Annotated in this window: 24 protein-coding genes; 8 read left to right on the top strand and 16 right to left on the bottom strand. The window is 71.2% G+C overall.

Annotation, left to right across the window (positions count from 1 at the left end; all coding sequences use genetic code 11):
• The first annotated feature begins 22 nt into the window (after positions 1 to 22).
• Positions 23 to 1,114, top strand: coding sequence for an alpha/beta hydrolase (locus ABD333_RS08050; RefSeq protein WP_344539240.1), 1,092 nt, complete (start codon positions 23 to 25; stop codon positions 1,112 to 1,114).
• On the opposite strand, the gene ABD333_RS08045 is transcribed toward ABD333_RS08050, so the two are convergent.
• The 12 genes from ABD333_RS08045 to ABD333_RS07990 all read right to left on the bottom strand — a co-directional run bounded on the left by ABD333_RS08045 (position 1,080) and on the right by ABD333_RS07990 (position 14,706).
• Positions 1,080 to 1,736, bottom strand: a complete 657-nt coding sequence (locus ABD333_RS08045; RefSeq protein WP_344539238.1) for a response regulator — start codon at positions 1,734 to 1,736, stop codon at positions 1,080 to 1,082. The two genes, ABD333_RS08050 and ABD333_RS08045, sit on opposite strands and share 35 nt — an antisense overlap.
• A complete protein-coding gene (locus tag ABD333_RS08040; RefSeq protein ID WP_344539237.1) occupies positions 1,733 to 2,986 on the bottom strand; it encodes a sensor histidine kinase in 1,254 nt (417 codons plus the stop codon). The genes ABD333_RS08045 and ABD333_RS08040 overlap by 4 nt, the downstream gene beginning before the upstream one ends.
• Before the next feature lie 134 nt (positions 2,987 to 3,120).
• Positions 3,121 to 4,662: a N,N-dimethylformamidase beta subunit family domain-containing protein gene (locus ABD333_RS08035; RefSeq protein ID WP_344539235.1), complete on the bottom strand. Its 1,542-nt coding sequence runs from the start codon at positions 4,660 to 4,662 to the stop codon at positions 3,121 to 3,123.
• A gap of 429 nt (positions 4,663 to 5,091) precedes the next feature.
• Positions 5,092 to 6,453 (bottom strand): APC family permease, encoded by a 1,362-nt coding sequence (locus tag ABD333_RS08030; protein WP_344539234.1) that lies wholly within the window; start codon positions 6,451 to 6,453, stop codon positions 5,092 to 5,094.
• A 100-nt stretch (positions 6,454 to 6,553) separates the two neighbouring features.
• Positions 6,554 to 7,948 (bottom strand): hypothetical protein, encoded by a 1,395-nt coding sequence (locus tag ABD333_RS08025; protein WP_344539232.1) that lies wholly within the window; start codon positions 7,946 to 7,948, stop codon positions 6,554 to 6,556.
• Complete coding sequence (locus ABD333_RS08020) at positions 7,945 to 8,334, bottom strand: hypothetical protein (RefSeq protein ID WP_344539230.1); 390 nt, start codon at positions 8,332 to 8,334, stop codon at positions 7,945 to 7,947. Before ABD333_RS08020 ends, ABD333_RS08025 begins: the two co-directional genes overlap by 4 nt.
• Positions 8,331 to 9,446 (bottom strand): molybdopterin-dependent oxidoreductase, encoded by a 1,116-nt coding sequence (locus tag ABD333_RS08015; protein ID WP_344539228.1) that lies wholly within the window; start codon positions 9,444 to 9,446, stop codon positions 8,331 to 8,333. The genes ABD333_RS08020 and ABD333_RS08015 overlap by 4 nt, the downstream gene beginning before the upstream one ends.
• Positions 9,422 to 10,039 (bottom strand): class I SAM-dependent methyltransferase, encoded by a 618-nt coding sequence (locus ABD333_RS08010; protein WP_344539226.1) that lies wholly within the window; start codon positions 10,037 to 10,039, stop codon positions 9,422 to 9,424. Before ABD333_RS08010 ends, ABD333_RS08015 begins: the two co-directional genes overlap by 25 nt.
• Positions 10,036 to 10,686, bottom strand: a complete 651-nt coding sequence (locus ABD333_RS08005) for a TIGR04282 family arsenosugar biosynthesis glycosyltransferase (RefSeq protein WP_344539224.1) — start codon at positions 10,684 to 10,686, stop codon at positions 10,036 to 10,038. The genes ABD333_RS08010 and ABD333_RS08005 overlap by 4 nt, the downstream gene beginning before the upstream one ends.
• The gene (locus ABD333_RS08000) at positions 10,683 to 11,342 is read right to left on the bottom strand and encodes a glycosyltransferase family 2 protein (RefSeq protein ID WP_344539222.1); all 660 of its coding nucleotides are present in this window, start codon (positions 11,340 to 11,342) and stop codon (positions 10,683 to 10,685) included. The genes ABD333_RS08005 and ABD333_RS08000 overlap by 4 nt, the downstream gene beginning before the upstream one ends.
• Entirely contained in the window at positions 11,339 to 12,364 is a 1,026-nt protein-coding gene (locus tag ABD333_RS07995; RefSeq protein WP_344539220.1) for an NAD-dependent epimerase/dehydratase family protein, read from the bottom strand. Before ABD333_RS07995 ends, ABD333_RS08000 begins: the two co-directional genes overlap by 4 nt.
• 254 nt (positions 12,365 to 12,618) lie before the next feature.
• Positions 12,619 to 14,706: a DNA gyrase/topoisomerase IV subunit B gene (locus tag ABD333_RS07990; RefSeq protein ID WP_344540446.1), complete on the bottom strand. Its 2,088-nt coding sequence runs from the start codon at positions 14,704 to 14,706 to the stop codon at positions 12,619 to 12,621.
• Positions 14,707 to 14,924: 218 nt separating this feature from the next.
• Between ABD333_RS07990 and ABD333_RS07985 the strand changes: the two genes are divergently transcribed.
• The 3 genes from ABD333_RS07985 (at position 14,925) to ABD333_RS07975 (ending at position 17,272) form a co-directional block, all read left to right on the top strand.
• Positions 14,925 to 15,827, top strand: a complete 903-nt coding sequence (locus tag ABD333_RS07985) for an ABC transporter ATP-binding protein (RefSeq protein ID WP_344539218.1) — start codon at positions 14,925 to 14,927, stop codon at positions 15,825 to 15,827.
• Positions 15,824 to 16,897, top strand: coding sequence for an ABC transporter permease (locus ABD333_RS07980; protein ID WP_344539217.1), 1,074 nt, complete (start codon positions 15,824 to 15,826; stop codon positions 16,895 to 16,897). Before ABD333_RS07985 ends, ABD333_RS07980 begins: the two co-directional genes overlap by 4 nt.
• A gap of 144 nt (positions 16,898 to 17,041) precedes the next feature.
• Positions 17,042 to 17,272, top strand: coding sequence for a DUF7455 domain-containing protein (locus ABD333_RS07975; RefSeq protein WP_344539215.1), 231 nt, complete (start codon positions 17,042 to 17,044; stop codon positions 17,270 to 17,272).
• 122 nt (positions 17,273 to 17,394) lie between these two features.
• On the opposite strand, the gene ABD333_RS07970 is transcribed toward ABD333_RS07975, so the two are convergent.
• Complete coding sequence (locus ABD333_RS07970; RefSeq protein ID WP_344539213.1) at positions 17,395 to 18,096, bottom strand: GNAT family N-acetyltransferase; 702 nt, start codon at positions 18,094 to 18,096, stop codon at positions 17,395 to 17,397.
• Between the two features lie 50 nt (positions 18,097 to 18,146).
• Between ABD333_RS07970 and ABD333_RS07965 the strand changes: the two genes are divergently transcribed.
• On the top strand, positions 18,147 to 18,890 hold the full coding sequence (locus tag ABD333_RS07965) for a YaaA family protein (protein WP_344539211.1): 744 nt from the start codon (positions 18,147 to 18,149) through the stop codon (positions 18,888 to 18,890).
• A gap of 398 nt (positions 18,891 to 19,288) precedes the next feature.
• Here the strand turns inward: ABD333_RS07965 and ABD333_RS07960 are convergent, their stop codons facing one another.
• From ABD333_RS07960 to ABD333_RS07950, 3 genes are all read right to left on the bottom strand, one after another.
• Positions 19,289 to 20,950, bottom strand: coding sequence for an RNA polymerase sigma factor (locus ABD333_RS07960; protein WP_344539209.1), 1,662 nt, complete (start codon positions 20,948 to 20,950; stop codon positions 19,289 to 19,291).
• A 256-nt stretch (positions 20,951 to 21,206) separates the two neighbouring features.
• On the bottom strand, positions 21,207 to 23,564 hold the full coding sequence (locus tag ABD333_RS07955) for a SpoIIE family protein phosphatase (RefSeq protein WP_344539207.1): 2,358 nt from the start codon (positions 23,562 to 23,564) through the stop codon (positions 21,207 to 21,209).
• A gap of 561 nt (positions 23,565 to 24,125) precedes the next feature.
• A complete protein-coding gene (locus ABD333_RS07950) occupies positions 24,126 to 24,707 on the bottom strand; it encodes an HhH-GPD-type base excision DNA repair protein (RefSeq protein ID WP_344539205.1) in 582 nt (193 codons plus the stop codon).
• Between the two features lie 99 nt (positions 24,708 to 24,806).
• On the opposite strand from ABD333_RS07950, the gene ABD333_RS07945 reads away from it, so the two are divergent.
• From ABD333_RS07945 to ABD333_RS07935, 3 genes are all read left to right on the top strand, one after another.
• Positions 24,807 to 25,511 (top strand): molybdopterin-dependent oxidoreductase, encoded by a 705-nt coding sequence (locus ABD333_RS07945; protein WP_344539204.1) that lies wholly within the window; start codon positions 24,807 to 24,809, stop codon positions 25,509 to 25,511.
• Positions 25,498 to 26,208: a cytochrome b/b6 domain-containing protein gene (locus tag ABD333_RS07940; RefSeq protein ID WP_344539202.1), complete on the top strand. Its 711-nt coding sequence runs from the start codon at positions 25,498 to 25,500 to the stop codon at positions 26,206 to 26,208. The genes ABD333_RS07945 and ABD333_RS07940 overlap by 14 nt, the downstream gene beginning before the upstream one ends.
• Positions 26,209 to 26,301: 93 nt before the next feature.
• Positions 26,302 to 26,556: a hypothetical protein gene (locus ABD333_RS07935; protein ID WP_344539201.1), complete on the top strand. Its 255-nt coding sequence runs from the start codon at positions 26,302 to 26,304 to the stop codon at positions 26,554 to 26,556.
• The last annotated feature ends 190 nt before the right edge of the window (positions 26,557 to 26,746 follow it).

Genomic DNA, 26,746 nt, shown 5'->3' with positions numbered 1-26,746 from the left:
CGCCACGGAGATCGTCGCGGCGATGAGGGTACGGTTCCCGGCCGTCGGCACGGAGGTGTTCGACGCCGCCGAGGCGCGCCGCGTCCTCGCCGCCGCCCCCGGTCCCGAGCTGCCCGCTCCCCCGCTCGGGCAAGTCCACGACCGGACGATCCCGGGACCGGCGGGCGACCTCCCGATCCGGATCTACCATCCGGCCGGGGCGCCCGGGCCGCTCCCGGTCGTGGTGTTCTTCCACGGCGGCGGATTCGCGCTCTGCGGCCTGGACTCGCACGACCGGATCTGCCGCCTTCTCACCGCCGGCGCGAACGTCATCGTCGTCTCCGTGGACTACCGGCTGGCGCCCGAGCACCCGTTCCCCGCCGCGGTCGAGGACGCGCGTGCCGCCGTCGCGTGGTCGTACGAGAACGCGGCGTCGTTCGGCAGCGGCGCGTCGTTCGGCAGCAGCACGTCGTTCGGCGGCGGCGCGGCGGTCGGCAGCAGCACGGCGGTCGGCAGCAGCACGGCGGTCGGCAGCAGCACGGCGGTCGGCAGCAGCACGGCGGTCGGCGGCGGCGCGGCGGTCGGCGGTGATCCGGCCCGGCTCGCGGTCGCGGGCGACAGCGCGGGCGGCGCGCTGGCGGCCGCGACCGCGCTGCACGCTCGCGACCACGGCGGTCCGCCGATCGTGTTCCAGCTGCTGATCTATCCGGTGACCGACGCCGCGCAGGACACCGCCTCCTACCGTGACCACGCCGAGGACGGGTTCCTCACCGCGACCGCCATGCGCTGGTTCTGGGAGCAGTACCTGCCGAGTCCCGCCGACGGCGCCGACCCGTACGCCTCGCCGCTTCGCGCCGCCGACCTCGCCGCGCTGCCGCCCGCGTGCGTCATCACGGCGGAATGCGACCCCCTCCGCGACGAAGGCGAGGCGTACGCGGCGCGGCTGGCCGAGGCGGGCGTTCCCGTCGAAGCTCGCCGCTTCGACGGGACGTTCCATGGGTTCTTCGGCCTTGACCACGTCCTGCCGCCGGCCCGCGAGGCCCAGCACGTCGCCTGCGCCGCCCTCGCCCGCGCGCTCGCCCCCGCGTCCGCCGTCCCGTTCAGCCCGCCAGGCCGTGACGGAAGGCGTAGCTGACGGCCTGGGCGCGGTCGCGCAGGCCCGCCTTGGCGAAGAGGTTGTTGATGTGGGTCTTGACGGTGGCCTCGGTGATGAAGAGGTCGCCGGCGATCTCGGTGTTGGACCGGCCCTGCGCGATCAACGCGAGGACCTCCCCCTCGCGGCGGGTGAGGCCGTCGGGCAGATCGCCGTGCCGCCGCGGTCTCTCGCCCGCGGCGACCGCCTCGACGAGCCGGCGCTGCACCGCCGGGTCCAGCAGGGACGAGCCGTTCCGTACGGTCTCGACGGCGGCGGCGATCTGCTCGGCCCCCGCGTCCTTGGTGAGGTAGCCGCGGGCGCCCGCGCGCAGCGCCGCGAAGATGGACTCGTCGTCGGCGTAGGTGGTCAGGACGACGATCTCCACCTCGGGATGGGCCGCCTTGATCCGCCGGGTCGCCTCGACCCCGTCCATCCGCGGCATCCGCAGATCCATGAGCACGACCTCCGGCGCCAGCTCGGCCACCCCGGCGACCGCCTGCTCGCCGTCGGCCGCGGAGCCGACCACCTCGATCCCGGGCAGCAGCTCCAGCAGCAGGAGCAGGCCCTCGCGGACCACCGTCTGGTCGTCGACGACCAGCACGCGCGTCCTCGCGGCGCTCATGCGGGCAGCCTCAGCGACACTCGGAACCCCTCCCCCTCCGGACCGGTGTCCAGGGTCCCACCGATCAGCTCGGCACGCTCACGCATCCCCACCAGGCCGTACCCGCCACCGCTCACGCCCTCCGCGAGCGCGGGCTCGGTGCCGCCCGTGTCGGTGACGTCCAGTTCGACCCGCCCGTCGAGGTAGGCAAGGCGCAGCCGCACCCGGGCACCCGGTGCGTGCTTGCGGACGTTCGTCAGCGCCTCCTGCGCCGTGCGGACCACGGCCAGCCCGGCCTGCGGCGGCAGTTCGCGCGGCGTACCGGACACCTCGGTGTCGCACGCGCGGCCCGTACTGGCCCGGAACTCCTCGGCCAGCTCCGTCAGCGCCTCCTCGGGCGGCGGCGCCTCGCCTCGCAGGGTCGCCAGCGCGCGGCGCGTCTCCTCCAGCCCCGAGCGGGCCAGCCGCTGCGCGCGTTCGACCCGGTCGAGCACCTGGACGCGGTCGCCGTCGCGCGCCAGCAGCAGCCGCGCGCCCTCCAGATGAACGATCTGCGCGGACAACGAGTGGGCCAGGATGTCGTGGATCTCCCGGGCGATGTGCGAGCGCTCGGCGAGGATCAGCGTGTCGGCCTCCGCCCGCTTGGCCGCCTGCTGCGCGAGCGCCCGCTGCCGGGTGGCCAGCGCGCCCAGCGTCACCGCCACGAACGCCACCATGAGCCCGAGCTCCGTGCCGTCGGTCAGGATGTCCCAGCCGATCAGCCCCACCGCCGCCACGGTCACCGCCGCCAGCGCGGCGCCCCATCCGATCGACAGGAGGTTGAGCAGCACCCACAGGGCGATCAGGGCGAAGACGAAGCCCACGTTCTCCCGCGACGACAGGCCGTACAACCACAGTGAGCACCCCACCGAGACCAGCAGCAGGACCACCCCGGCACGCCGTCGCGGCGCCCAGGGCTCCCGGCGTCCGCCGTGGTCGCCGCGTCCGCCGTGGTCGCCGCGTCCGCCGTGGTCGCCGCGTCCGCCGTGTCCGCGGTCTTCCCATCCCTGTCCGCGTTCCACGCGTGAACGGGTCAGCCAGATGCCCGCGCTCAGGCTCGCGAAGGCCACGACGTTCAGCACGACCAGCAGCAGGCCATCGCCGTGCAGCGCGGGCTTGGGGTCGGACTCGAACAGGTCCCGGACGTACGCCACAAGGCCCCAGGTCAACGCCCCGGCTATGACCAGCGGACGCAACCACCCGGGGTCCACGCGCAACCGGACGGGCTTCATGCGATGACGCTAACGGACGCGAGACCAGTGGAGAGGAAGGTCATGTGCTGAACGCTAGGCAACGCCGCCTCTCGCGCGGAACGGCGCCAGGCTGGACGAAGCGTTCTCCACCCGGGGATGGAGTGCGATCCTCCTCAGCCGATGAACTCGGGCAGGTCGTCCTTGGCGGGATAGGTGGCGCCGAGGGGGCCCGCGGCCATGGCCACCAGCAGGTTCTCGGTCACCTTCGTCACGAAGCGCTGGCCCGCCACGGTCACGCCGTGCCCGCACCTGGGGCCGCGCATCGCGCAGACCCAGCGCATGGTGCCGGTGGCGACGACGCCGGAACCGCTCTTGGTCGTGTAGTACGTGGCGTCCGCGGTCATGGAGGTGCCGCCGCAGTCGATCGCCGAGTGGGCGATCACCTCGATGGGCCGCGGCGTCGGACCGGCCGGATTGATCGCGTCGGTCTCCGGGCCGATCAGTCCGGGGAAGGCCGTGCCCTTGCGCACGCCAGTGCCGCGGAAGAGCCAGCTGGCCGGGCGCCGGACGGTGAACGAGCCGGCCGCCGGGAAACAGTTGTACATGATCCCGATGAGGTCGCTCTCGGGACGCGGCACCGGGGGCAACCGCCAGTCCTGCGTCGACTCCTTCGGGTCGGTCTTGGCGAAAGGATCTTCGGAGGAGTCCTTGTAGCAGGTCACCAGGCGGTCGGGGCCGAGCTTGGTCGGGCCGAAACGGATGTGCCGGTTGACCGCGTTGGCACCGAGGAACGCGATGTTGACCCCGCTGTCGCGGGCCTTGGTGACGTTGGTGCGCATGTTGGTGGACCAGTACTCGTCGTGCCCGAGCGTGACCAGCCCGCGCGCTCCCTTGAGCAGGTCCGGGTTCGCGTGCAGATCGTTGTCGGTCGCGTAGGCCAGCTGCTTCCCGGTCTTCTCGGCCAGGACGATCGCCGCATGCTCGTAGCTCATGAACTTGCCGGTGCCGTCCTTGTCGTACGGCCGGTCGAAGCTGACCGCACGCGACCGGTCGCTGTAGCCGGTAGGTCCGTTGTAGAGGTTGTGGCCGCCCCACAGGTTGTATGCCTGCCACGTGGTTGTGGCGTTGAGAATGACCAGGCGGCCGGAAGCATCACGCGAACGCAGCGTCAGCGGCACATACCGCTGTGCGCCGGAGTCGGCGGTAAGCCGCAGCAGGTAGACGCCCTCTGGCCAGTCCGTGGTGGTGACCGTGAGGGACGGCTTCCACGGCGCGGTCACCGTGTAGTTCTGATTGCTCACCTTGGGATAGGCCTGGCGGAGGCCGGGCTGGCGTGGGGACTCCCAGAGCTTGCGCGCCCGAGCCCCGCCGTACCAGCCGACCCGGAACGCCTCGGCCTTGAAGCCCTTGGTCGTCGTCGACACGAACAGGCGGAAGCTCTCGCCGGGGAGCACGCTCACCCGGTCGGCGTAACCTTCGATCTCGTCCGCCTGACCGCGCTTGCGCAGCCGCCAGTCAGGCGTGCCCGGCCGCGCGTTCTCCGCCACGGTGTCGGCGGCCTTGGCCGGGGCCGCCACGGCGGACGTGCCCGGACCACCGCCCGCTCCCCCGCCGCCCGGCCGCCCGTCACCGCCGCCGAACGTGCATCCCGCCAGCACCAGGACGGGCAGCACGGCGAACAGCGTCCAGTCGAAGATCCCCCGAAGTGCGCGCACGAGCCAGCATTCTGCCGAAAACCGGAGGCGGGTGTGTCTCCTGACACGGAAGTCACCAGCGCTACTGGATGCGTGGTCCAGTACAAGCGTCCCACCGCCGCCTCCCGGACCGCCCGAGACCATGGAGCGAACCACGACCACGGAGCGAACCACGCCAACGCCACGACGACGGCCCAGAGATCGTGCCGCTGCAGACCGGCGAGCCCCTCACCGGCCGACATCGCGTACCCGCACAGCCGCCAGCCGGTGAGGACGACCGCGACGGGCGGCAAAGACAGCCACGCCTGGACCGCCGCGCCCACGTCCTCCAGATCCATCGCCACCCCTCCCCGGAACCGTTGATCACTACGGTCCCGCGGAGGCGGGGGTGGCGTCGGTAGCCCGTATGTCCGACTTGGGGTGGTCCTAGGTTCACCCCGGCGGGTGGGGCTACTCGGAGTCGACCCGGCTGATGTCGAGCTCGTCGATCCTGCCGACGAGGAGCCGGTTGACCAGCCACAGCAGCACGCCGATCCCGAGCAGGATCGCGGCCCGCAGGTAGACCACGCCCTCCCGCCCCGTGATGGGCAGCGCCAGGAACAGGCAGCTCACCGCGCCCAGCGCGGGCATCCAGGTGGGCGCGCGGAAATGGTCGTGCTCGACCGTGTCCCGGCGCAGCACCAGCACGCACAGGTTCACCAGCGCGAAGACGGACAGCAGCAGCAACACCGTCGTGTCGGCCAGCCCGCCGATGTCGCCGGTGCTCACCAGGACCACGGCCAGCGCCACGGTGAACACGATGGCGGCCCACGGCGTCGCCCGCGTCGGATGCGTCACGGCGAACACCGGCGGCACGATCCGTTCCCGCGCCATCCCGTACACCAGCCGCGACGCCATGATCATGTTGATCAGCGCGGTGTTGCCGACCGCCAGCAGGGCGATCAGCGCGAACAGCTTCGGCGGGAAGCTCAGCCCCGCGACCTTCACGACCTCCAGCAGCGGGCCCGTCGAGGTCCGCAGCGTCGCGGTGTCCACGAGCATCGTCGTCGTGAACGCGACCGCCAGGTAGATGACCACGGTGACGGCGAGCCCTCCGAACAGCGCCCGTGGGAAGTCCCTGGCCGGATCCTTGGCCTCCTCGGCCAGGTTGACCGAGTCCTCGAAGCCGAGCATCGCGTAGAACGCCAGCGCGGTGCCGCCGAGCACGCCGAGGAACGCCCCGTTCGCCGGGTCGAACTCCAGCGCCCGGCTCGGCTCGCCGTCCCCGCTGATCAGCGCGAACACCCCGATCACCATGATGACGACCAGCCCGAACGCCTCGATCAGCGTCAGCACCACATTGACCTTGATCGATTCGGAGATCCCGGCGAAGTTGACCAGCGTCACGAGCCCGAGGAAGACCAGCGCGCCCACCAGCGTCGGCAGCGAGACGAACTCGGCCAGGTATTTCCCGCCGAACGCCCGCGCCGCCGCGCTCGCCGAGGTGATCCCGCTCATCATCACGGCGAACGCCACGATGAACGTCACGAACGGGACGCCGAACGCCTTGTTGACGTAGAGCGCGGCCCCGGCGGCCTGGGGATACTTGCCGACCAGCTCCGCGTACGCGGTCGCGGTCAGCGCGGCCAGCACGAAGGCCACCAGGAACGGCAGCCACACCGCCCCGCCGACCTTGCCCGCGACCTGACCGGCCAGCGCGTAGATGCCCGCGCCGAGAATGTCCCCGACCACGAACAGCATGAGCACCCTGCGTCCGATGACCCGTTTGAGCCCGCCCTCGGACTCCCGCGCCGCGACCGCCGTCTCCGACATGCGCGCTCCCCTCGCCTCGGCCCTGGATCACCACCTACCCAGCTGTCGATCACTTATCGTCAATGACCGGCAACGCCGAGCGAGCGTCCCGGCGCCCGCGTCACCACTCCGACAGGACGAGGGCCTGAACGGCGAGCGCCGTCACCGCCTGGGCGGCCAGCCATCCCCGGGACGGCGGCGTGTGACGGGCGGCGGCGACCACGATCCAGGCGGCGTACGGCACCCAGATGCGTTCGACCTCGCCCCTGGTCACCCCCGACAGCGCCAGTGCGAGGGTGCCGAGCAACGCCGCCCCGGCGAGCAGTCCGGGAGCAGGCGGCGCCGTCCGGGCCCGCGCCGCGCGCACCACGGACGCCAGGGACGACGGCAGGGCGTGCGCGACGGCCGGGCCGACGAGGATCGCCAGCACGGCGAAGTCGGCGACCAGGAAGTACCAGTACGAGCGCTTCGCCGACCCGCTGCTGACCCGGTACGTGTCGTACGTCGCCGCCACGCCGTCCGGCCACCAGAATCCGAGCAGCGTGAACGCCACCGGCACGGCCGCGCAGCCGCACAGCAGCGCCACCACGACCCGGGCGGACGGGCGGCAGGCGATGAGCACGGCCGCCGGGACCGCGAACAGGGGCAGCAGGCCGTAACTCAGATAGGGCAGCGAGCCGAGCAGCAGCCCCCCGCCGACGGCCGCGACGATGTGATCGCGGCCCGCGGCGACCGCGACGAGGGCCGTCCCCCAGGCGCCCACGCCGAGGAAGAACGCGTCCATCGCGGTCGCGATCCAGAGCACCAGCGGAGCCATCACCAGGAACGGCAGCGTCCGGCGGGCCACCTCCTCCCCGGCCAGCCGGCGCACGGTCAGCGCGACGGCGACGACGGCGGACGTGCCCACCAGCACGATCACGATCGCGGGCCAGGTCGTCCCGCCCGGTCCGACCGCGTCGAGCGCCCAGACGACGAGCGTGGGCAGCGGCGGGTGGCCGCGCACATGGGTCGGATAGTCATGCAACCGGTCGGTGAACGTGCGCAGCCAGCCGAGCGGATCATCCCGGACGGCGCCGACCCCGGCCGGGTACTCGCCCGGGTTGTCGAGCGGCCGCGCGAGGTGGTCGATCCCGTCGCTCCAGGCCAGCGCGAGCGTCCACGCCAGCGTCGCCGCCCACGACGCCAGGAGCAGCGGCCGCCACGCCAGCCGCCGCACGAGCACCGGCAGCACGGCGACACAGGCGACCGCGACGCACACGGCCGGGATCATCCGCCAGGTGTACGGATCGGCCCGCAGCTGCGCGTGCAGCGGTGGAAGCAGGTCCTCGCTGGAGAGCCTGGCGCGGCGCAGGAGGTGGCCGACCGCGAACGCCGCGGCGACGAGCACCGCCCACACCACCACGGCCACCAGACCGGCACGCCCCCGTGACGCCCGCGAGCCCGACTGAGCTTCACGCGCAGCGGCGTCGCTGGCGGTGTCGGTCGCGGTGTCGGTGGGAGATTCTTGCGTGGTCATTTCTGCGTCCGTTTCCGGATGAGCCAGGCGGCCAGGACTGCCAGGACGAGAGCCAGCACCACGGCGAGGTTGCGCCCGTACGACAGCGGCAGGAGCGAGGGGTTGTCGAACCGGCGGCCGGTACTGAGCGACATCGGCAGCGCCACCAGCACGAGAGCACCGCCAACGATCAGCGCGATCCGGACCGCGCGGCGATAGGCGCCGGGCAACCGAGCCGTCAGCGCGCCGATCAGCAGGACGGCCGGAACGAGCACGGCATCGTGGACGAGCACCACGCCCGCGAACCAGATCGCCCAGGAACGGGGCTCCGACTCGGTCAGGACGCCGCGGAGCCCGATCACGATGAACGTCCCGCCGAGGGCGTAGAGGATCACCCGGCTTCTCATGCGACCACCACCGCGCGCAGCCATTTGGTCTGGAGCACGCCCGGCCGGTTGGGCGCGATCAGCCGGCACGGACGGCCGTGGTCGAGGTCGAGGGGCGCGCCGTTCAGGTCCACGGCGAGCAGGGTGAGCGGGTCGCGCCAGTGCGGCGGGTCGACCCACGAAGCCCGGTACTTCCCGCCGCGTTGCAGCGACTCCACGCGTACCCGCGCGTCGTCGGCCACGCCCGCCATCCGCAGCAGGTCGCGCAGGCGCACGCCGGTCCAGGTGGCGCCGGCGCTCCAGCCCTCGACGCACGTGATCGGCAGCCGCTCGGTGTGCTGCGGCAGAGCACGCAGCTCGGCCAGCGAGAACGACAGTTCGCGTTCGACCCGGCCCGTGACGGTCAGCCGCCAGCCGGGGTCACGGGCGGTGGTCGTGACCCCGGCCGCCAGCCCGCTGGTGTTGACCGGCACTCCCGCCGGCCCGACGCCCGGACGGCGCGGGGCCAGGACCGCGAGCCGGGCCAGCGGCGAGAACGTCTCCCCGGCCGTGGTCAGCACGACCGCCCCGGACGCCGCCGCCACGGTGAACAGGAAACCCCGCCGGTCCACGCCGTCCTCGGGCCGCTTCATGACCGTGCGCCGCACCTTGGCCCATTCGTTCACCCCGTGGATGATCAGCGCGCCGATCAGGATGTAGGCCGTCCAGTAGTGCGCGACCGTGAAGAAGAAGGGGAACGCGTACCAGTAGGCGATGTTCAGCAGCCCGGTGAGCAGCTGGAAGAGCGCGGCGGCGACGAGCAGGAAGACGAGCCCCCGTTCGACCGCGTGCCCGGCCGACCTCAGCGGCGGCCACTGGAACAGCTTGGGATAGACCGTCCACAGCTTGGCCAGCAGCAGCGGGATCGTGGCCAGGCCGCCGATGACGTGCAGTCCCTGGGTGACCCGGTAGAGGTTCACCGGCCGCGACGGCCAGCGCAGCCAGTCGGGCGGCTGCTGCATGAAGTGGCTGATCAGCCCGGTGACGAACGCGACGCCGAACGCGACGCCCAGCCAGATGCCGAGCCACGAGGCCGTGCGCTCGTCGTGCAGTCGGCTGCTGAAGCGTCCTAGAACCGCAGGCTGGCGAACCATCGTCCGGCCTCCTCCCAGCGTTCGGACACCGAGGCCCCCGCGCTCGCGGCGAACACGCCGACGTCGTCGGCCGATACCCGGGCCCACGGGAACCACTCCCCGACCGCCTGCGTCGTGCGGAGCCGGACCCGCTCGACACGCGAACGGCTGCCGGGGGCGGTGACCTCGGCGAGGATCCGTCCGCCGGCGCCGAGCAGTTCCCCGGCCCGGCGCAGGAGGGCCACCGGGTCACCGCCGATGCCGATGTTGCCGTCGGCCAGCAGGATCGTCTGCCATAGCCCGGCCCCCGGCACGCGGTCGAACACGTCCCGGCGCAGTGCCGGCCCGCCCGCCGCCACGGTCAGCGCGACCGCGTACGGGGCGATGTCGATGCCGAGCGCGAGCAGGCCGCGTTCGGTCAGCGCGACCGTCAGCCGCCCCGGCCCCGAACCGACGTCCAGCGTCGGCCCGGCGCACCGGTCGAGCAGGGCCGCGTCGCCGGGCCGCGCCTCCAGCCAGTCGCCGACCGGCAGCGGACGCCGCCCGCCCGCCGCGTCCTCGATGTCGACGCGGTGCGCTCCCTCCAGGGCCCGTTCGTACAGCTCCCCGATCATGTCCGTACGGCCCGCCGTTCCCGCAGCGTGGCCGCGAACAGGCCGCCGGGCGCGGCGGCGGCCACTCTCTCGGCGTCGGCGGCCGTGTCGACGTCGGTCAGCACCGGCAGCGACGCCACCGACAGGCCCGCCCCGCGCAGCCGGTCGAGCTGGGCCTGACCGGTGCCGGGACGCGACATCGGAACGCCGCGCAGCAGGGCGGCGTCGGGCCGGGTGAGGCCGAGCAGCCAGAACCCGCCGTCGGCCGCCGGGCCGAACACCGCGTCATGCGTGCGCAGCGCGTCCGCGGCCTGGCGCAGCAGGGCGGCGGTGACCTGCGGGGTGTCCATGCCGATCAGGACGAGGGGACGTCCGGCGAAGGCGTCGTCGAAGGCGGCGGCGAGCCGTTCGTCCAGTCCACCGCCGCGCTGAGGAAGCACGCGGAAGCCGGGCGCGAGCCATGGCCCTGGGGTTCCCGCCAGCGCGAGCACCCGGTCGGCGTCAGGAATGGAGGCGACCGTCGCGAGCGTGTCGGTGAGCGCGGCCTCCGCTAGTCCGGCCGCCTCCTCCGGCGTGTATGGGGGCGTGAGGCGGGTCTTCACCCGGCCCGGCACCGGCTCCTTGGCGATGACGATGTACGTGGCGTTCAGTGCGTGCGTGGCGTTCATGACGCGACCTCAGCGAGCACCCGGCGCATGTCACGGACGGCCCGTACGGTGCCGCCGACCGTACCGGTGACCTTGGACCGGCCCGTGCGCGGCAGGTAGGGCACGTCCAGCTCGACGACCCGCCAGCCCGCCTCCGCCGCCCGCAGGACCATCTCCAGCGGGTAGCCGAAGCGCCGGTCGCGCAGGTCGAGTGCCAGCAGGTCGGCGCGGCGGGCGGCGCGCATGGGCCCGAGATCGTGCAGCCGCGTGCCCGCGCGCCGGTTGAGCGAACGCGCCAGCACCGCGTTGCCGAACCGGGCGTGCGGCGGCCACGCCCCGCGTCCGGCTGGACGCCGCCGCCCCAGCACGAGTCCCGGACGCGGATCGGTGCCCAGCTCGGCCACCAACCCGGGGAGCTCGCCCGGATCGAGTGAGGCGTCGGCGTCCATGACGCACACGACCTCCGCCGAGGCCGCGAGCATTCCGGTGTGGCAGGCCGCGCCGAAACCCCGTGCCGGCGCGGCCACGACCTCTGCTCCATGCTCCCTGGCGACACGGGCCGAGCCGTCGGTGGAGGCGTTGTCGACGACGATCGGCCGGTAACCGGCGGGCATCCTCGACAGCACCCAGGGAAGCGCCTCCGCCTCGTTGAGGCACGGCAGGATGACGTCGATCATGCCGGTACCCCCGCCGCCGCGAACTCGGCCATGCCTTCGGCGAACGAGATCCCGGCCGTGAAACCCAGCTCCCGCCGCGCCCGGTCGGACGATGCCACGATGTGCCGCACGTCCCCGAGCCGGTAGCCACCGGTCACCCGAGGCTCGGGACCTCCGTGGGTGTCGGCCAACGCCTCGGCCAGGTCGGCGATCGTGCGCGGAGTGCCGCTTGCGATGTTGTAGGCGCGGAACCGTTCGGCTGGTTCCGCGCGGACGTGTTCGAGCGCCAGCACGTTGGCATGGGCGACGTCACGTACGTGAACGAAGTCGCGGCGCTGCCGTCCGTCTTCGTACACGAGCGGCGCCTCACCGCGCCGGAGCCGGGACCGGAAGAGCGCGGCGACCCCGGCGTAGGGCGTGTCGAGCGGCATCCGCGGCCCGTACACGTTGTGGTAGCGCAGCGCTGCCACGGTGCCGCCCGTCATCCGGGCCCACGACGCCGCCAGATGTTCCTGAGCGACCTTGGTGTCGGCGTAGACGTTGCGCGGGTCGACGGCGATGTCCTCGCCGACCGTCCCGGAGGTGAGCGGCCGGTCGCACCGCGGACAGCCGGGCTCGAAGCGTCCCGCCCTCAACGTCGCCTCCGCGCGCGGGCCGGGCCGTACGGAGCCGTGGCGCTCGCAGGTGTACGCGCCTTCCCCGTACACCACCATCGACGAGGCGAGCACCAGTGCGCCCACACCTGCCCGCGCCATCTCGGCCAGCAGAACGGCGGTGCCGTGCGCGTTGACGGAGACGTACGCGGGCAGATCGAAGACATCCACGCCGAGGCCGACCATCGCGGCCTGGTGGCAGACCGCGTCGACACCTCGGAGCGCCCGCGCGACCGAACCGGCGTCCCGCACATCGGCGGCGGCCGACCCGTCGCCGGACCCGTCGGCGGGTCGCAGGTCGAGGCCGCGGACGGTGTGCCCGGCGGCGGTCAGCGCGTCGGCGATGTGCGAGCCGATGAACCCGGCGGAGCCGGTGAGCAGCACCTTCATGCCGCCGACGCTAGGCCGCCGCGGGCCGCTTCAGGGAGAATCGCGGCCCGCCGTACGAACCTCGTAAGATTTGCCACCACCCCGCGCCGGTACGCGATCAGGCATGCCGGTGGGTGGTCAGGCATGCCGGTGGGTGGTCAGGCATGCCGGTGGGTGGTCAGGCATGCCGGTGCGCGGTCAGGCATGCCGGTGCGCGGTCAGGCATGCCGGTGCGCGGTCAGGCGCGCCGGTGCGCGGTCAGGCGCGCCGGTGCGTCAGGTGTCGATGCGTTCGATGTCGAGCTCGGCGGCGCCCGCGGTGATGAACTCGCGGCGCGGCGCCACCTCGCTGCCCATCAGCAGATCGAAGATCTTGGCCGCCTCTTCGGCGTCCTCGATGCGGATGCGGCGCAGGATGCGGTGCTGCGGGTCCATCGTGGTCTCGGCCAGCTGGTCGGCGTCCATCTCACCGAGGCCCTTGTAGCGCTGGACCGGCTCCTTCCAACGCTGGCCCTTGCGTTCGAACTCCACGAGCTTCTTGCGGAGCTCGCCGTCGGTGTAGCAGTAGACGTACTTGTCCTGGCCCTTCTTGGGCTTGACCAGCTCGATGCGGTGCAGCGGCGGCACGGCGGCGAAGACCCGGCCCGCCTCCAGCATCGGGTGCATGTAGCGGTAGAGCAGCGTCAGCAGCAGGCACCGGATGTGGCTGCCGTCGACGTCGGCGTCGGCCATGAGGATGATGCGGCCGTAGCGCGCGGCGTCGATGTCGAAGCTGCGGCCCGAGCCCGCGCCGATGACCTGGATGATGGCGGCGCACTCGGCGTTCTTGAGCATGTCGGCGACGGACGCCTTCTGCACGTTGAGGATCTTGCCGCGGATCGGCAGCAGCGCCTGGAACTCGGAGTTGCGGGCCAGCTTGGCGGTGCCGAGGGCCGAGTCGCCCTCGACGATGAACAGCTCGCTGCGGTCGTCGGCGGTGCGGCAGTCGACCAGCTTGGCCGGGAGGGCGGAGTTTTCCAGGGCGTTCTTGCGGCGCTGGTTGTCGCGCTGGGTGCGGGCCGCGATACGGGTCTTGGCGGCGCCGGCGATCTTCTCCAGTACGGCGCGCAGCGGCTGCTTCTGGCCGCGCGGCGGGTTGTCGAAGATCTTCTTGAGCTCGCGGGCCACCACCTGCTGGACGATGCGGGTGGCCGCCGAGGTGCCGAGGATCTCCTTGGTCTGACCCTCGAACTGCGGCTCGGGCAGGCGGACGGTGACGACGGCGGTGAGGCCTTCGAGGATGTCCTCCTTGATGACGTTCTCGTCGCTGGTCTTGAGCAGCTTGGTGGCGCGCAGCTGCTCGTTGAGCACCCTGACCAGCGCCCGGTCGAAGCCCTGCACGTGGGTGCCGCCCTTGGGGGTGGCGATCACGTTGACGAACGACTTGGTGACGGTGTCGTAGCCGGTGCCCCAGCGGAGCGCCACGTCGACCTCGAGGTCACGTTCCACATCCGTGGGGGTCAGGTGACCCTGGTCGTCGAGGACGGGCACGGTCTCGGTGAAGTGGCCGCGGCCCTGCAGCCGGAGAACGCTGATGATCTCGGCGTCCTTGGCCAGGTAGGAGCAGAACTCGCTGATGCCGCCGTCGAAGCGGAAGGTCTCCTCGACGACCTCCTCGCCGCGTTCGTCGCGGACGTCGATGGTCAGCCCGGGGATGAGGAACGCGGTCTGCCGCATCCGGTCCATGACCAGGGACTGCTCGACCGTGGCGTCCTTGATGAAGATCTGCAGGTCCGGCCAGAAGCGCACGCGGGTGCCGGTGGTCTTCTTGGCCACCTTCCTGATCTTGCGCATGCCGGACTTCTTCTTGAACCGGCCCTCCGGCCCGGGGGTGGCGAACTCGCCCGGCAGGCCGCGCTTGAAGCTGATCGCGTGGGTGGCGCCGTCACGGTCCACCTCGACGTCGACGCGTGCCGACAGCGCGTTGACGACGGACGCGCCGACGCCGTGCAGGCCGCCGGACGCGGTGTAGGACACGCCGCCGAACTTGCCGCCCGCGTGCAGCCGGGTCATGACGACCTCGACGCCGGCGAGGCCGGTCTTGGGCTCGATGTCGACGGGGATGCCGCGGCCGTTGTCGACGACCTCGAACGAGCCGTCCGGGTGCATCGTCACGCCGATATGGGTGCAGTAACCGGCCAGCGCCTCGTCGACACAGTTGTCGACGATCTCCCAGAGACAGTGCGCGAGTCCCCGGCTGTCGGTCGACCCGATGTACATGCCGGGTCGCTTGCGGACGGCCTCCAGCCCCTCCAGCACCGAGAGGTGCCGGGCGGAGTAGCCGTGCGGATCGTCGGTGGCCTTTTCAGCGGTCGCGGCGGTCAACTGCGTGTGCTCCTCGGGAAGGGGGTCGGCAGCAGGGTACCCCTGAGCACCGACGATCCTCCGGCAGGCTCGCCGCCGGGTGCGGGCGAGCCGGTGTTCGAACATATCATCGAATGATCCCCGGGGGTTGGCTGTCACGACTCAGGGCCGGGGTGGAGAAGCCGAACTCCACCCGTGGACGGGTGTCCCCTGACCTCGCGCTCCGTAACGTCCCGATCATGGCACACACCATCGGCGTTGACGGTCTCCGCAAACGGTACGGGGACGTGCGGGCAGTGGACGGCGTGTCGTTCGAGGTGCATCAGGGCGAGTTCTTCGGGATCCTGGGTCCGAACGGCGCCGGCAAGACGACCACGCTGGAGATCATCGAAGGTCTCCGGCAGGCGGACGAGGGCACGGTCACGGTCCTCGGGCTCCCGCCGTGGCCGCGCGATTCCGGGCTGCTGCGCCGCATCGGGGTCCAGCTCCAGGCGTCGTCGTTCTTCGAACGGCTGACGGCGCGCGAGCAGCTGCGGACGTTCGGCTCGCTCTACGGCGTGCCGGGCCGGAAGGCCGACGCGATGCTGGAGTCGGTCGGGCTCGGCGAGAAGGCCGACGTCCAGGTCGAGAGGCTGTCGGGCGGGCAGGCCCAGCGGCTGTCCATCGCCTGCGCCCTCGTGCACGACCCCGAGCTCGTGTTCCTGGACGAGCCGACCGCCGCGCTCGATCCGCAGGCGCGCCGCAACCTGTGGGACCTGCTGCGCGAGCTCAACACCGGGGGCCGGACGATCGTGCTCACCACCCATCACCTGGACGAGGCGGAGCTGCTCTGCGACCGTGTCGCGATCATGGATCGGGGCCGGATCCTGCGTTCGGGCCCGCCTGCCGCCCTGGTCCGCGCGCTGGACGCGCCCGCCCGCATCAGCGTCGCCAGCGGGGTCCTGACCTCGGAGGCCGCGCGAGCGCTGCCGGGCGCCGGCAAGGTGACAGACGACGGCGTGTCGCTGACGATCTCGACCCGTGACCCGTCGGCGGTCGTGGCCGCGATGGCCGCCGAGGACGCGCTGGCGGGCGTGCGGATCGATGGCGGCACCCTTGAGGACGTCTTCCTGGAGCTCACCGGCAGGGAGTACCGCGCATGAGCACGTTCGCGAGCTTCAGGAGCCTGGCCCGCGCGATGTTCCTCGGTTTCCGGCGGGACCGGGGCGCGCTGTTCTTCACGATCCTGTTCCCGCTGATGTTCCTGGTGATCTTCGGTGGGATGTTCGGCGACCAGAGCACGTCCAGGGCCAAGGTGATCGAGATAGGCCGGGTGGCCGTGCTGGACCAGGCCCGCGCGCACGGCGGCGCCGAGCTGGGCAGGATCATGTCGATCAAGGCGAGCACCGACCGGGCCGACGCCCTGAAGAAGGTCGAGAAGGGGGACGCCGACGCCGCCGTCGAGCAGCGCGGGGACGGCGTCGTCGTGCACTACTCGGCCGCGGACCCGGTCAAGTCAGGAACCGTCCGGGGCTACCTGGACTCGATCGTGCAGGCGGCCAACCTCGCGGCCACGGGCAAGCCACCGACGTACCGGCTCGCGGCGCAGCAGGTCGAGGACGACTCCACGAAGGCGATCCAGTTCTTCACCCCGAGCCTGCTGGGCTGGGCGCTGGCCTCGGCGGCCGTGTTCGGTGCGTCCCAGACGCTGGTGACCTGGCGTACCAAGGGCATCCTGCGGAGGCTCCGGCTGTCGCCCGCGCCGATCTCGGCCGTCTTCGGCGCGCGGGTGGTGGTCAGCATCGGCATCGCGCTCGTACAGCTGGCGTTGTTCCTGGCGGTGGCCGGCCTGCCGGTCTTCGGGCTGCGGCTGGAGCACTCGTGGTGGATGTCGATCCCGCTGATGGTCTCGGGCGTGCTGGCCTTCCTGTCGATCGGGATGGTGATCGGCGCCTGGGCCAGGACCCAGGAGACGGCACAGAGCGTCACGCAGCTGATCGTGCTGCCGATGGCGTTCCTCGGCGGCTCGTTCTTCCCGCTCGACGCCGCTCCCGGCTGGATGCGGGTGCTGTCGTACGTTTTTCCGCTGCGCTATCTGAACGAGGGGATGTTGAACGTCATGATGCGGGGCCTCGGACCCTCGTCGGCCCTTCCACAGATCGCAATCCTTCTGGGGATCGCGCTGGTAGGCGCCATGGCCGCTACCAGGCTGTTCCGCTGGGACGCCGCGTGACGTTCATATAACCCTTGCGAGAACGTGTGACGTCGGTCACTTATTGCCCCATTCTGCTCTGGGCGTACTTGGAAGCAGGTTGGGAACGTCAGCGTCGGGTTAGATGTTCTCCTAAGTACCGACCCCGAGCATGAGGAAGGTGCCGTGACTGGAGCCCTTGCCCCAACCAAGCCGCTGTCCGTCGCAGACCGTTGCGACCGCTGTGGCGCCCAGGCCTACGTCCGTGCAGTCCTTGTAGGCGGCGGCGACCTTCTGTTCTGTGCCCACCACGGGCGCAAGTACGCAGAGGCTCTCCGCGCGAACGGGGCCGACATTCAGGACGAGAGCGACAGGCTGATCGAAACCCCCGCTTCCGCGTCGACGGAGGAGCGGTAAGCCCCTACATAAAAGAATCTCGCGACGGCGGTCACCGGTATCGGTGGCCGCCGTCGGCATTTCCGGAGAAGTCACCGGCAGTTTCGTACAGTTATCACTTCAATACTCTCCGTATTGAATGGTCACTTCTCGCGAACGCGATAGTGATAACCCCCGGCGATCTCGAAACCCTCCGCCTCGTACAGCGCGCGGGCCGCCGCGTTCTCCTCGACGACCAGCAAATAGGCGCGCTCGCATCCTTGCTCGCGCCCCCAGCTCAGCAACGCGTGGAGCACGCGCCGGCCGAGGCCGCGCCGCCGCGCCTCCGGCGCCACCGCCATCGCATAGACACCGAGCCATTCCCCTTGAGGCACGCCGCGCCCCACCGCCACGCCGTCGAGCATCGCGTACCCCGCCGGAACCCCCGTGAGGATCTTCTCCGCCATCGGCAGCCCCTCCGGATACCGGCCGTCGACCGACCACCACAGGTCCAGCCATTCCCGCGACGGCGCCGTGTCGATCGTCACCCCGTCCGCACCGGCGCCCGGCCCGTCGAGCTCCCTGACCATCACCAGGGTGGGATCGAGGCGGGCATAGCCACGCTCCGCGAGCGTCCCGTCCAGGCCCGCCGGACACGCCCCAGCAGCCATCGAGAAGACCGCGGGAAGGCCGAGCCCGGCGTAGAAACGTTCGACGCCCTCGATCGCCGCGTCCACCGGACCCGGGTCCCCCAACGGCAGCACGGAGTTGGCGCGCTTGGTCACCCCGTCGGCGTGTCGCAGCCGCCAACCCCCCATATCCTGGGAGAACGGAGCGGGCCACGCCGCGGCCACAAGATCGTCCATCGCAGGAACCTTACGGGGTCACCTGATCGTCATGTTGTCCGGGGGGAAGAGTGCTGATCCTGCTGCCGCCGTCGGAGCGGAAGGCGACCGGCGGGGACGGTCCGCCGCTCGATCTGGCCCGGCTCAGCTTCCCCGAACTCAACCCCACCCGCGAGCGCGTGCTCTGCGCGCTGGCCGAGGTGTGCGTGCGCAAGGACGCGTCAGAGGTGCTGGGCCTGCCCGCGGGGCAGGTCGCCGAAGCGCTCGACCGCAACCGAGGCCTGTACGAGGCGCCGACCCTGCCCGTCTCACGGCTCTACACCGGCGTGCTCTACGACAACCTGGCCTTGCCCGACCTGGACGCCGACCGGGCCGCCGACCAGATCATCGTCTTCTCGGGCCTGTGGGGTGCCCTACGGCTCACCGACCGCATCCCCCCGTACCGGCTGGCCATGGGCGTGACGCTGCCCACAGAGGGCCGCCTCGCGGCCATCTGGCGCCCCGCCCTCCAGGAGGCGCTGCGCCCCGGCGGACGGCTGGTGGTGGACATGCGTTCCGGCCCGTACATGGCGGCGTGGAAGGCTCCGCAACCGGCGGTGGCGGTCCGCGTGTTCCGCGAGCGCATCCTCGGCGGCGTGCCGAAGCGCACGGTCGTCAGCCACATGGCCAAGGCGACCCGCGGCAAGGTGGCCCACGACCTGATCAAGGCAGGCGCGAGCCCGCGTACACCCGAAGAACTCCTCAAGGCCGTAGCCGGCCTCGGCTACGCCGTAGAACTGAACGGCACCAACCTGGACATCATCCTCCCAACCTGACCAGTCTCAGCACGCACCAAGCCCGCAACCCCAGCCACGCCGCGCCTTCTGCACAGCGCAGACCCGGCCACGCCACGGGCCCGGCACGCCACAGGTTCCGGCACGGCTCAGTCCCGGCACGCCGCAGGCCCGGCCACGCCACAGATCCGGTGCACCGCAGCTTCCAGCACGGCGCAAATCCGGCACAGCGCAGACCCGGCCACTCCGCGAGTTCCAGCAGGGCGCAGGCCCGGCACAGCGCAGGCCAGCACAGCGCAGGCCAGCACAGCGCAGACCCGGGACGGCGCAGACCCGGGACGGCGCAGGGCCGGCACGGCGCTGGTGTCCGGCGGTTGGGGCTTGGGGATGGGAAACGCCGGTCTTGCCCTTGGGCGAGACCGGCGTTCCGTTGGGCTCGGCTAGTCCAGGTAGTCGCGCAGGACCTGGCTGCGGCTCGGGTGGCGCAGCTTGGACATGGTCTTGGACTCGATCTGGCGGATGCGCTCCCGGGTCACCCCGTACACCTTGCCGATCTCGTCGAGCGTCTTGGGCTGGCCGTCGGTGAGGCCGAACCGCATCGACACCACGCCCGCCTCGCGCTCGCTCAGCGTGTCGAGCACCGAGTGCAGCTGCTCCTGCAGCAGCGTGAAGCTGACCGCGTCGGCCGGGACGATCGCCTCGGAGTCCTCGATGAGGTCACCGAACTCGCTGTCGCCGTCCTCGCCCAGCGGGGTGTGCAGGGAGATCGGCTCGCGGCCGTACTTCTGGACCTCGACGACCTTCTCCGGGGTCATGTCGAGCTCCTTGGCCAGCTCCTCCGGGGTGGGCTCGCGGCCCAGGTCCTGGAGCATCTGGCGCTGGACGCGGGCCAGCTTGTTGATGACCTCGACCATGTGCACCGGGATGCGGATGGTGCGGGCCTGGTCGGCCATCGCGCGGGTGATCGCCTGCCGGATCCACCAGGTGGCGTACGTGGAGAACTTGTAGCCCTTGGTGTAGTCGAACTTCTCGACCGCGCGGATCAGGCCGAGGTTGCCCTCCTGGATCAGGTCCAGGAACAGCATGCCGCGGCCGGTGTAGCGCTTGGCCAGCGAGACCACGAGGCGGAGGTTGGCCTCCAGCAGGTGGTTCTTGGCGCGGCGGCCGTCCTCGGCGATCCACTCGAAGTCCTCGAGGTCCTCCTCGGACATCGACGGGCCGTCGGCGGCCAGCCGCTCCTCGGCGAACAGGCCCGCCTCGATGCGCTTGGCGAGCTCGACCTCCTGCTCGGCGTTGAGCAGCGGGACCTTGCCGATCTGCTTGAGATAGTCCTTGACCGGGTCGGCGGTCGCGCCGGCGGCGGCGATCTGCTGCGCCGGAGCGTCGTCCTCGTCGTCACTGAGCGTGAACGACTCTTCCTCGGACGTGGGCGCGGCGCCCTCGGCCGCCTTGCCGGCGACGGCCACCTTGGCGGCGCCGGGCTTGGCGGCGCCCTCCTCGGCCTCACCCTCGGTCTCGTCGGCCTCGGGCTCGGCGACCACTTCCAGGTCGACCTCGAGGTCGACGAGGTCGGCGTCGAGGTCGGCGACGTCGACGTCCTCGACTTCGAGCTCGGGGTCGTCGCCCGCCTTGCCGGCCTTCTTGACCGGGCCCTTGGCGGCGTCGGCCTCGGCGGCCTTCTTGGCGGCCCCGGCCTTCTTCGGCTTCGCCGGGCCCTTCTTGGGCTCGGCCTTCTTCGCCGCGGGCGCCGGCTTGGGCGCGGCGGCGTTCTCGTCAGCGTCGTCACTCACGACCGCGGTCACCGTGTCGGGCTGCTCCTGTGCTGCAGCGGTTGTCTTGGGCCTGCGCGCCGTCGGCGCCGCGCGCTTGCGCGGACGCTTGGGCGCTGCGGAGTCGGCAGCGCTCACCATGACGGTTACACCCTCCTTGCTGAGGCTCCGCAGAATGCTGGAGGCCTTCGACACGGGGATGTCGGCCTCCTCGAACGTACGTCGTACGTCGTCGGCTTCGAGGTAACCCTGGGACCGTCCACGCTCGATCAGTTGCGCGATGACGTGCTCGTGCAGATCTGACGCTTTCGAGGTCGAGCTAGCAGGCGACACAAATACCTCTCGAACGAACGTGTGGCTTGGTTGACCCAAGTGCCCTGACGGGCCCGGCCTCACACTGGGTGGGACCACACACTGGGCGGGGCTCCCCGGTGCGGGACCGCAGCGTACCCGCTCTTACTAGGGTCAAGCATTCTGGCACGGCTGCGCATTCCGCATCGAAGTCCTGCCCGGTAACACACCACCTTAGGGGGCGCGGAGCGGTCCTTCGTACGTACTACGCCGTCTTCTCGCGGGTCTTCGGTGATGATCAGGCGGACTTCGGCGGGACGTGCAGGGCAAGTACGGTCACATCGTCCACTTGCTCATACCCGGCAAGCATGCGATCGACCAGGAAGTCGACAAGTCTCTCTGGGTCTCCTACCACTTCAGGTGGGGCGTCCATGGCCACGGAGACGAGCTCCTCGAGGCCGGCGTCCACTCCACGCCTACGGTTCTCCACCAGTCCATCGGAATAGAACACCACAGTGTTGCCGGTCTCGATGGAAAAACTTGTCTGTTGCCGCTGACTCGGCCACCCGAGGGGCGTGCCGGGCTCCCTGGTGCTCACCCTCGCGGGCGTGTCAGGCGAGATCAGCAGGGGTGGCGGGTGGCCCGCGTTGCTGAACGCGCCGCGGCCCGTCTCAGGGTCGATCACCGCGTACGCGACGGTGGTGAACTGCTCCTCGTCCTCGGTCGCGCTGAACAGCCGGTCAAGACCGGCCAGCACCGCGGCGGGCCGCGGATCGTTCAGCGCGAGGGCGCGCAGGGCGTTGCGGACACGGCCCATTCCGGCCGCGGCGAGGACGCCCTTGCCCATGACGTCGCCGACGGCCACGGCGAGCCGGTCGTCCGGCAGCCGGAACACGTCGTACCAGTCGCCGCCGACCTGCACATGGCGTGTCGCGGGGTTGTAACGGGCCGCCAGCTGCATGCCGGGCAGCTGCGGCAGATCGCTGGGCAGCAGGCTGCGCTGGAGTTCCTCGGCGGTCTTGTGCTCGCGCTCGAACAGCAGCGCACGCTCGACGGCCAGCGCGCACTGGCCCGCCAGCGCCTCCAGGAAGACCCGTTCCTCCTCGGTGATCTCGCGAGGCCTGGTGAACGAGAACCGCAGGGCGCCGATCGGGGCACCGGCCGCGAGCAGCGGCAGGCCGACCCACGCGCGCTCCTCGGTGTGCTGCAGGAACAGGCCCGCCTCGTCACGGCCCAGCTGCAGCCGGAGGCTGTCGGGGTGCTCGGCCAGGAACGGCCGGCTCTCGCGCACGGCGACCGACATAACGGTTTGGTCACTGACCTTGAAGTCGTCGCGGGACGAGGGCCTGCTCTCGCCGCCGCGGCCGTCCAGCCCGTCGCCCGGCTGGGACGGCGCGACGATGCTCAGCCGCAGCTTGTCGTCGTCCAGCAGCGCCACCGCGGAGTAGTCGGCGCCGATCGCCGACCGGCCCACCTCGGTGATCACCTGGACGACCTGGCTGACGGTGAGGGCCTCGGCCAGCATCGAGGTGGCCTGCTGGAGCCGCGCGGTGCGCAGCGCCGCGGCCGACAGCTGCTCGGTCAGCCGGCCGCGCATCTCCTCGGCCTCGCGCTGGCCGGTCACGTCGGTGTTGGCGCCGACCCACTCGATCACCGTCTCGCCCTGCCGGATCGGCACGGCGCGGACGTCGAAGTGGCGGTAGGTGCCGCTCTTGGTCTTGACGCGGTAGTTGGTCTCGAAGACGCGGTCGTCCTCGACGCACTCGCGCCAGGTCGCCTCGATGCGGGGACGGTCTTCGGGGTGCACGACCGCGAGCCAGCCGCCGCGGGCGTAGTCGTCGGGCGTCTGGCCGGTGATCGCCCGCCACTCGGGCGCGTCGTCGATCACGCCGCCCTCGGGCGCCGCCACCCACACCACCTGGGAGCTGGCCTCCACGAGCGAGCGGTAGCGCTGCTCCTTGCGGCGGATGACCTCCTCGGCGCGGCGCCGGTCGGTCACGTCCAGCGCGGTGAGCACGACGCCGAGCTGCTTGCCGTCCTTGCCGTGCGAGGGCAGCCAGGAACAGCTCAGGATGCGTTCGTCGCCGAGCGGACGCCCGGGCGTGTCGGCGCCGCCCAGGCCACCAAGGCCGGCCGGTCGGTCCTGCTCGCCGCCCTGGGCCTCGGCGCCGCCTGGGCCGCCGTCTCCATCGCTCTCCGGGCGATAGGCGGTGGACGGGCCGTTGGAGCCGTGCGGGCCGTTCGTCTCGTTCGACGGTCCGCCCGGCGGCGGCGCCTGGCTCGACGCGGACGACGCGGACGCGGGCGGCGTGGACGACCCGGAGGCGGGCGGCGCGCCGGGCCGGACGATCAGGTCGACGTCCGTCAGCGGGCGGTCCTCGGCGAGGACCTTGCGCAGTGCGGCCTCGAAGGCGGTCGCGAGCTCCTCGGGGAGCGCCTCGGCGAGGAGGCGGTCCTGCAGGTCGCCGGCGGCCACGCCGAGCATGCGGGCGAGCGCGTCGTTGACCCGGCGGCAGCCGTGTCCCGTGTCGAAGAACGCGAACCCGGCGGGAGCCTCCTTCATCAAGGTCACGTACAGCGCGGAGTCGGACGCATCCATGGGCTTGCCCTCCACCCCAGAGATCCGGGGACGCGGAACGGACGTGTCGGTGCTCATGGACAACACCTCCGTCCCAGGGGGTCCCGTACCGCGAGGCAAGTCTTCATCACAATGAGTGAATGGGAGCAGGCTAACGCTCCCGCCTCCATCACAACACCGGTCGGAGTCAGGTACTCATCATCCCGATGGTTCGGCGTGGACGGAAGCCCTGTCAGGCATCCATGTCACCCGACCCCCCGGGAATTCGGACGCCGCCCGGCCGGTCGGCCCCGAAATCGCCGGGGACTCCCGTTCGGACGGCGAAAGGCAGATCCTACGACGCCAGAGGCCTCGCGCGGGAGTGCGTCCAAGGAAGATCCAAATTATGGGCCCCCCGAATAGGGACCTACCCGGCTCCTTCTCTTTAGCAAAGAGAAGGTAAAGCCTTACGGAGGGTCAGCTTCCCGGGTCAGCGTGGCCCCGCCCTCGCGGTCTTTTGGGACGGTCCGCTTGGACCAGCCAGCGCCGCGCCTGCCGGATCGCGGTTGTGGATCGCGGTTGCGCGGTTGCGCGGTTGCCGGATGCCGGATGCCGGATGCCGGAGCGGCGGTTCCCGGAGCGCGGTTCCCGGAGCGCGGTTCAGGCCTTGGCCTTGGCGGCGGCCTTCATCTCCTTCTTGAAGGCCCGGACCTTGTCCAGCGATTCAGGCCCGGTGATGTCGGCCACCGAACGGTACGAGCCCTCCTCGCCGTACGCGCCCGCGGCATCTCGCCAGCCCTCCGGAGTCACCCCGTACTGCTTGCCGAGCAGCGCCGTGAAAATCTGCGCCTTCTGCTTGCCGTACCCAGGCAGGGAATTGAGTCGCTTGAACAGCTCTCGCCCGTCCGGTACGTCCCGCCAGATCGCCTCGGCGTCGCCGCCGTAGTTGTCGACCAGGTACTGGCAGAGCTGCTGCACCCGCTTGGCCATCGACTTCGGGTAGCGGTGCACCACGGGCGGCTCCGCCATCAGCGCCTCGAACCGTTCGGGGTCGTAGGCGGCGATCTCGTGCGCGTCGAGGTCGTCCCAACCGGCGCGGGTCATGATCGTGTACGGCCCGGCGAAGGCCCGTTCCATCGGGAACTGCTGGTCGAGCAGCATGCCGAGCAGGGCGGCGAGCGGGCTGCGTCCGAGCAGTTCGTCCGCCTCCGGCTGTTGTGCGAGGTGAACCTTGGTGACCATGCCCTCAGCTTAGATCCGGCGGATTCTCGGATCTGACGGATTCCTTACGTGCGGCGGACGTCCATGGCGCCTCCGACGTGGCGGTGCTCGAATGGAAGGGTGAACGAAGACGACGAGGCCGCAGGCGCGCCCGTCGGGCGGCGGGTGATCCTCGGCATGCTCGGCCTCGGGGCCGTGGGGATCGTCGTGGGCGCGAACGCGCAGCAGAAGGTCAACCGCGCGCTGGCGCCGCTCGGCCCGGTCGGCCAGGTGCTGCCCGCCGCGGGCGGCTTCCGCTACTACTCGGTGGTCGGGGGCGTGAAGAGGCGCAAGCCCGAGACGTACCGGCTGACGGTGAACGGTCTGGTGAACAAGCCGCGCACGTTCTCGTTCGCCGAGCTGGGACGGCTCCCGCAGACGCGGATGACCAAGGATTTCCAGTGCGTCACGGGCTGGCGCGTGGAGGACGTCGCCTGGGCGGGTGTCGCGCTTCCCGATCTGCTGGACGCGGTGGGCGTGTCGCCGCGGGCACGGGCGGTGCGCTTCCACTCGTTCGACGGCGTCTACACCGAGTCGCTCACGCTCGACCAGGCGCGGCGCCGGGACGTCTTGGTCGCTACCGGGATGCTGGGCGGGCCGGTAGAGCATGACCACGGCGGGCCCGTACGGCTGTACGTCGCGCCGATGTACGGCTACAAGTCCCTCAAATGGCTGGGCGGGATCGAGCTGACCGCCGACGTCGTCCCGGGTTACTGGGAGGAACGCGGCTACGACGTCGACGCCTGGGTGGGCCAATCGAACGGACGCGACGATGAACCGACCTGACGGCCGCGAACGAGTAGCGCGGTTCGGCGTCGCCGAGCGGGCGGTGCACCATGTCACCGGGCTGCTGATGCTGGTCTGCCTGGTGACGGCGGCGTGCCTGTACGTACCGGATCTCGCCACGCTGGTGGGGCGCCGGAACGTGATCAAGCCGATCCACGTGTGGGCCGGATTCCTGCTGCCGGTGCCCGTACTGCTGGGTCTGCTGTCGCGGGCGTTCCGGCGGGACCTGCGGCGCCTCAACCGGTTCGGGCCGCGCGACGCGGAGTGGCTGCGGCGGCGGGACCGGCGGGCGGTGCTGGACGGGCGCGGCGTGATCGAGGTCGGCAAGTTCAACGCGGGCCAGAAGCTGAACGCCGCGTTCGTGGCCGGGGCGATCCTGGTCATGCTCGGTACCGGCACGATGCTCACCTTCCCCGATCCGTGGCCGGACTCGTGGCGCGGCGGTGCGACGTTCGTGCACGACTGGCTGACGCTGGCGATCGCGGTGATGACGTTCGGCCATCTCTGGTACGCGCTGGGTGATCGCGAGGCGCTGACCGGGATGCTCACCGGCCGGGTGGGCCGGGCTTGGGCGGCCCGTCACCACGTCGGCTGGCTGGCCGCGATGGATCGTTCCAGCACAGCGGAGGCGGACGACGCCGCGGTTCCCCTGACCGACGCCGGCGGGCCTCCAAAACGTGGCCCGGAGAGCCCTTGACACTCCCAGCAAACGCGTTGAAATAGGACATCGAGGAGAGGTTGGCCGGAACCCCGTCCGCAGGGACCTCTCGGGCTCGGAGGGTGTGCGTAGATGCCTGCTCTTGCCGATCACCGGAGCGAGACCCGCGACCAGCTCGCGCGGCGTCTCGCAGCGGAGTTCGCGACGGTCAGCACCGGCACGGTGGAACGCTGTGTGGCCGACGTCCACGCCTGTATGACGCATCTCGGTCTCGACGCCACGCCGGATCTCGTGGAACGGCTGGCGCGCGAGCACCTGGTCGGAATGGTCAAATCGGAACCGCCGTCCGGACGCGGCAGGTTCCACCCTGACCACGCCGACCTCTGAACCGCCGACGCGCGGCGGAGAGGCCAAGTCGCCTCGCCCAACGCGCGCTCGGGTCACACTCGGCAAAGAGGCCGAGTCGCCTCGCTCAGCCAAGGCCAAGTCGCCTTGCGCAGCACGCACTCAGATCGACGCGCTCGGTATGCGGTCGGGTCGGTGGGTGCGGAGGGTGGATTGAGGGCTGCGTTCCGTG

Origin of the sequence: Actinomadura fulvescens (assembly GCF_039533225.1) — a bacterium.
Lineage (GTDB): Bacteria > Actinomycetota > Actinomycetes > Streptosporangiales > Streptosporangiaceae > Spirillospora > Spirillospora fulvescens.
This window is presented reverse-complemented; position numbering and strand designations above follow the sequence as displayed.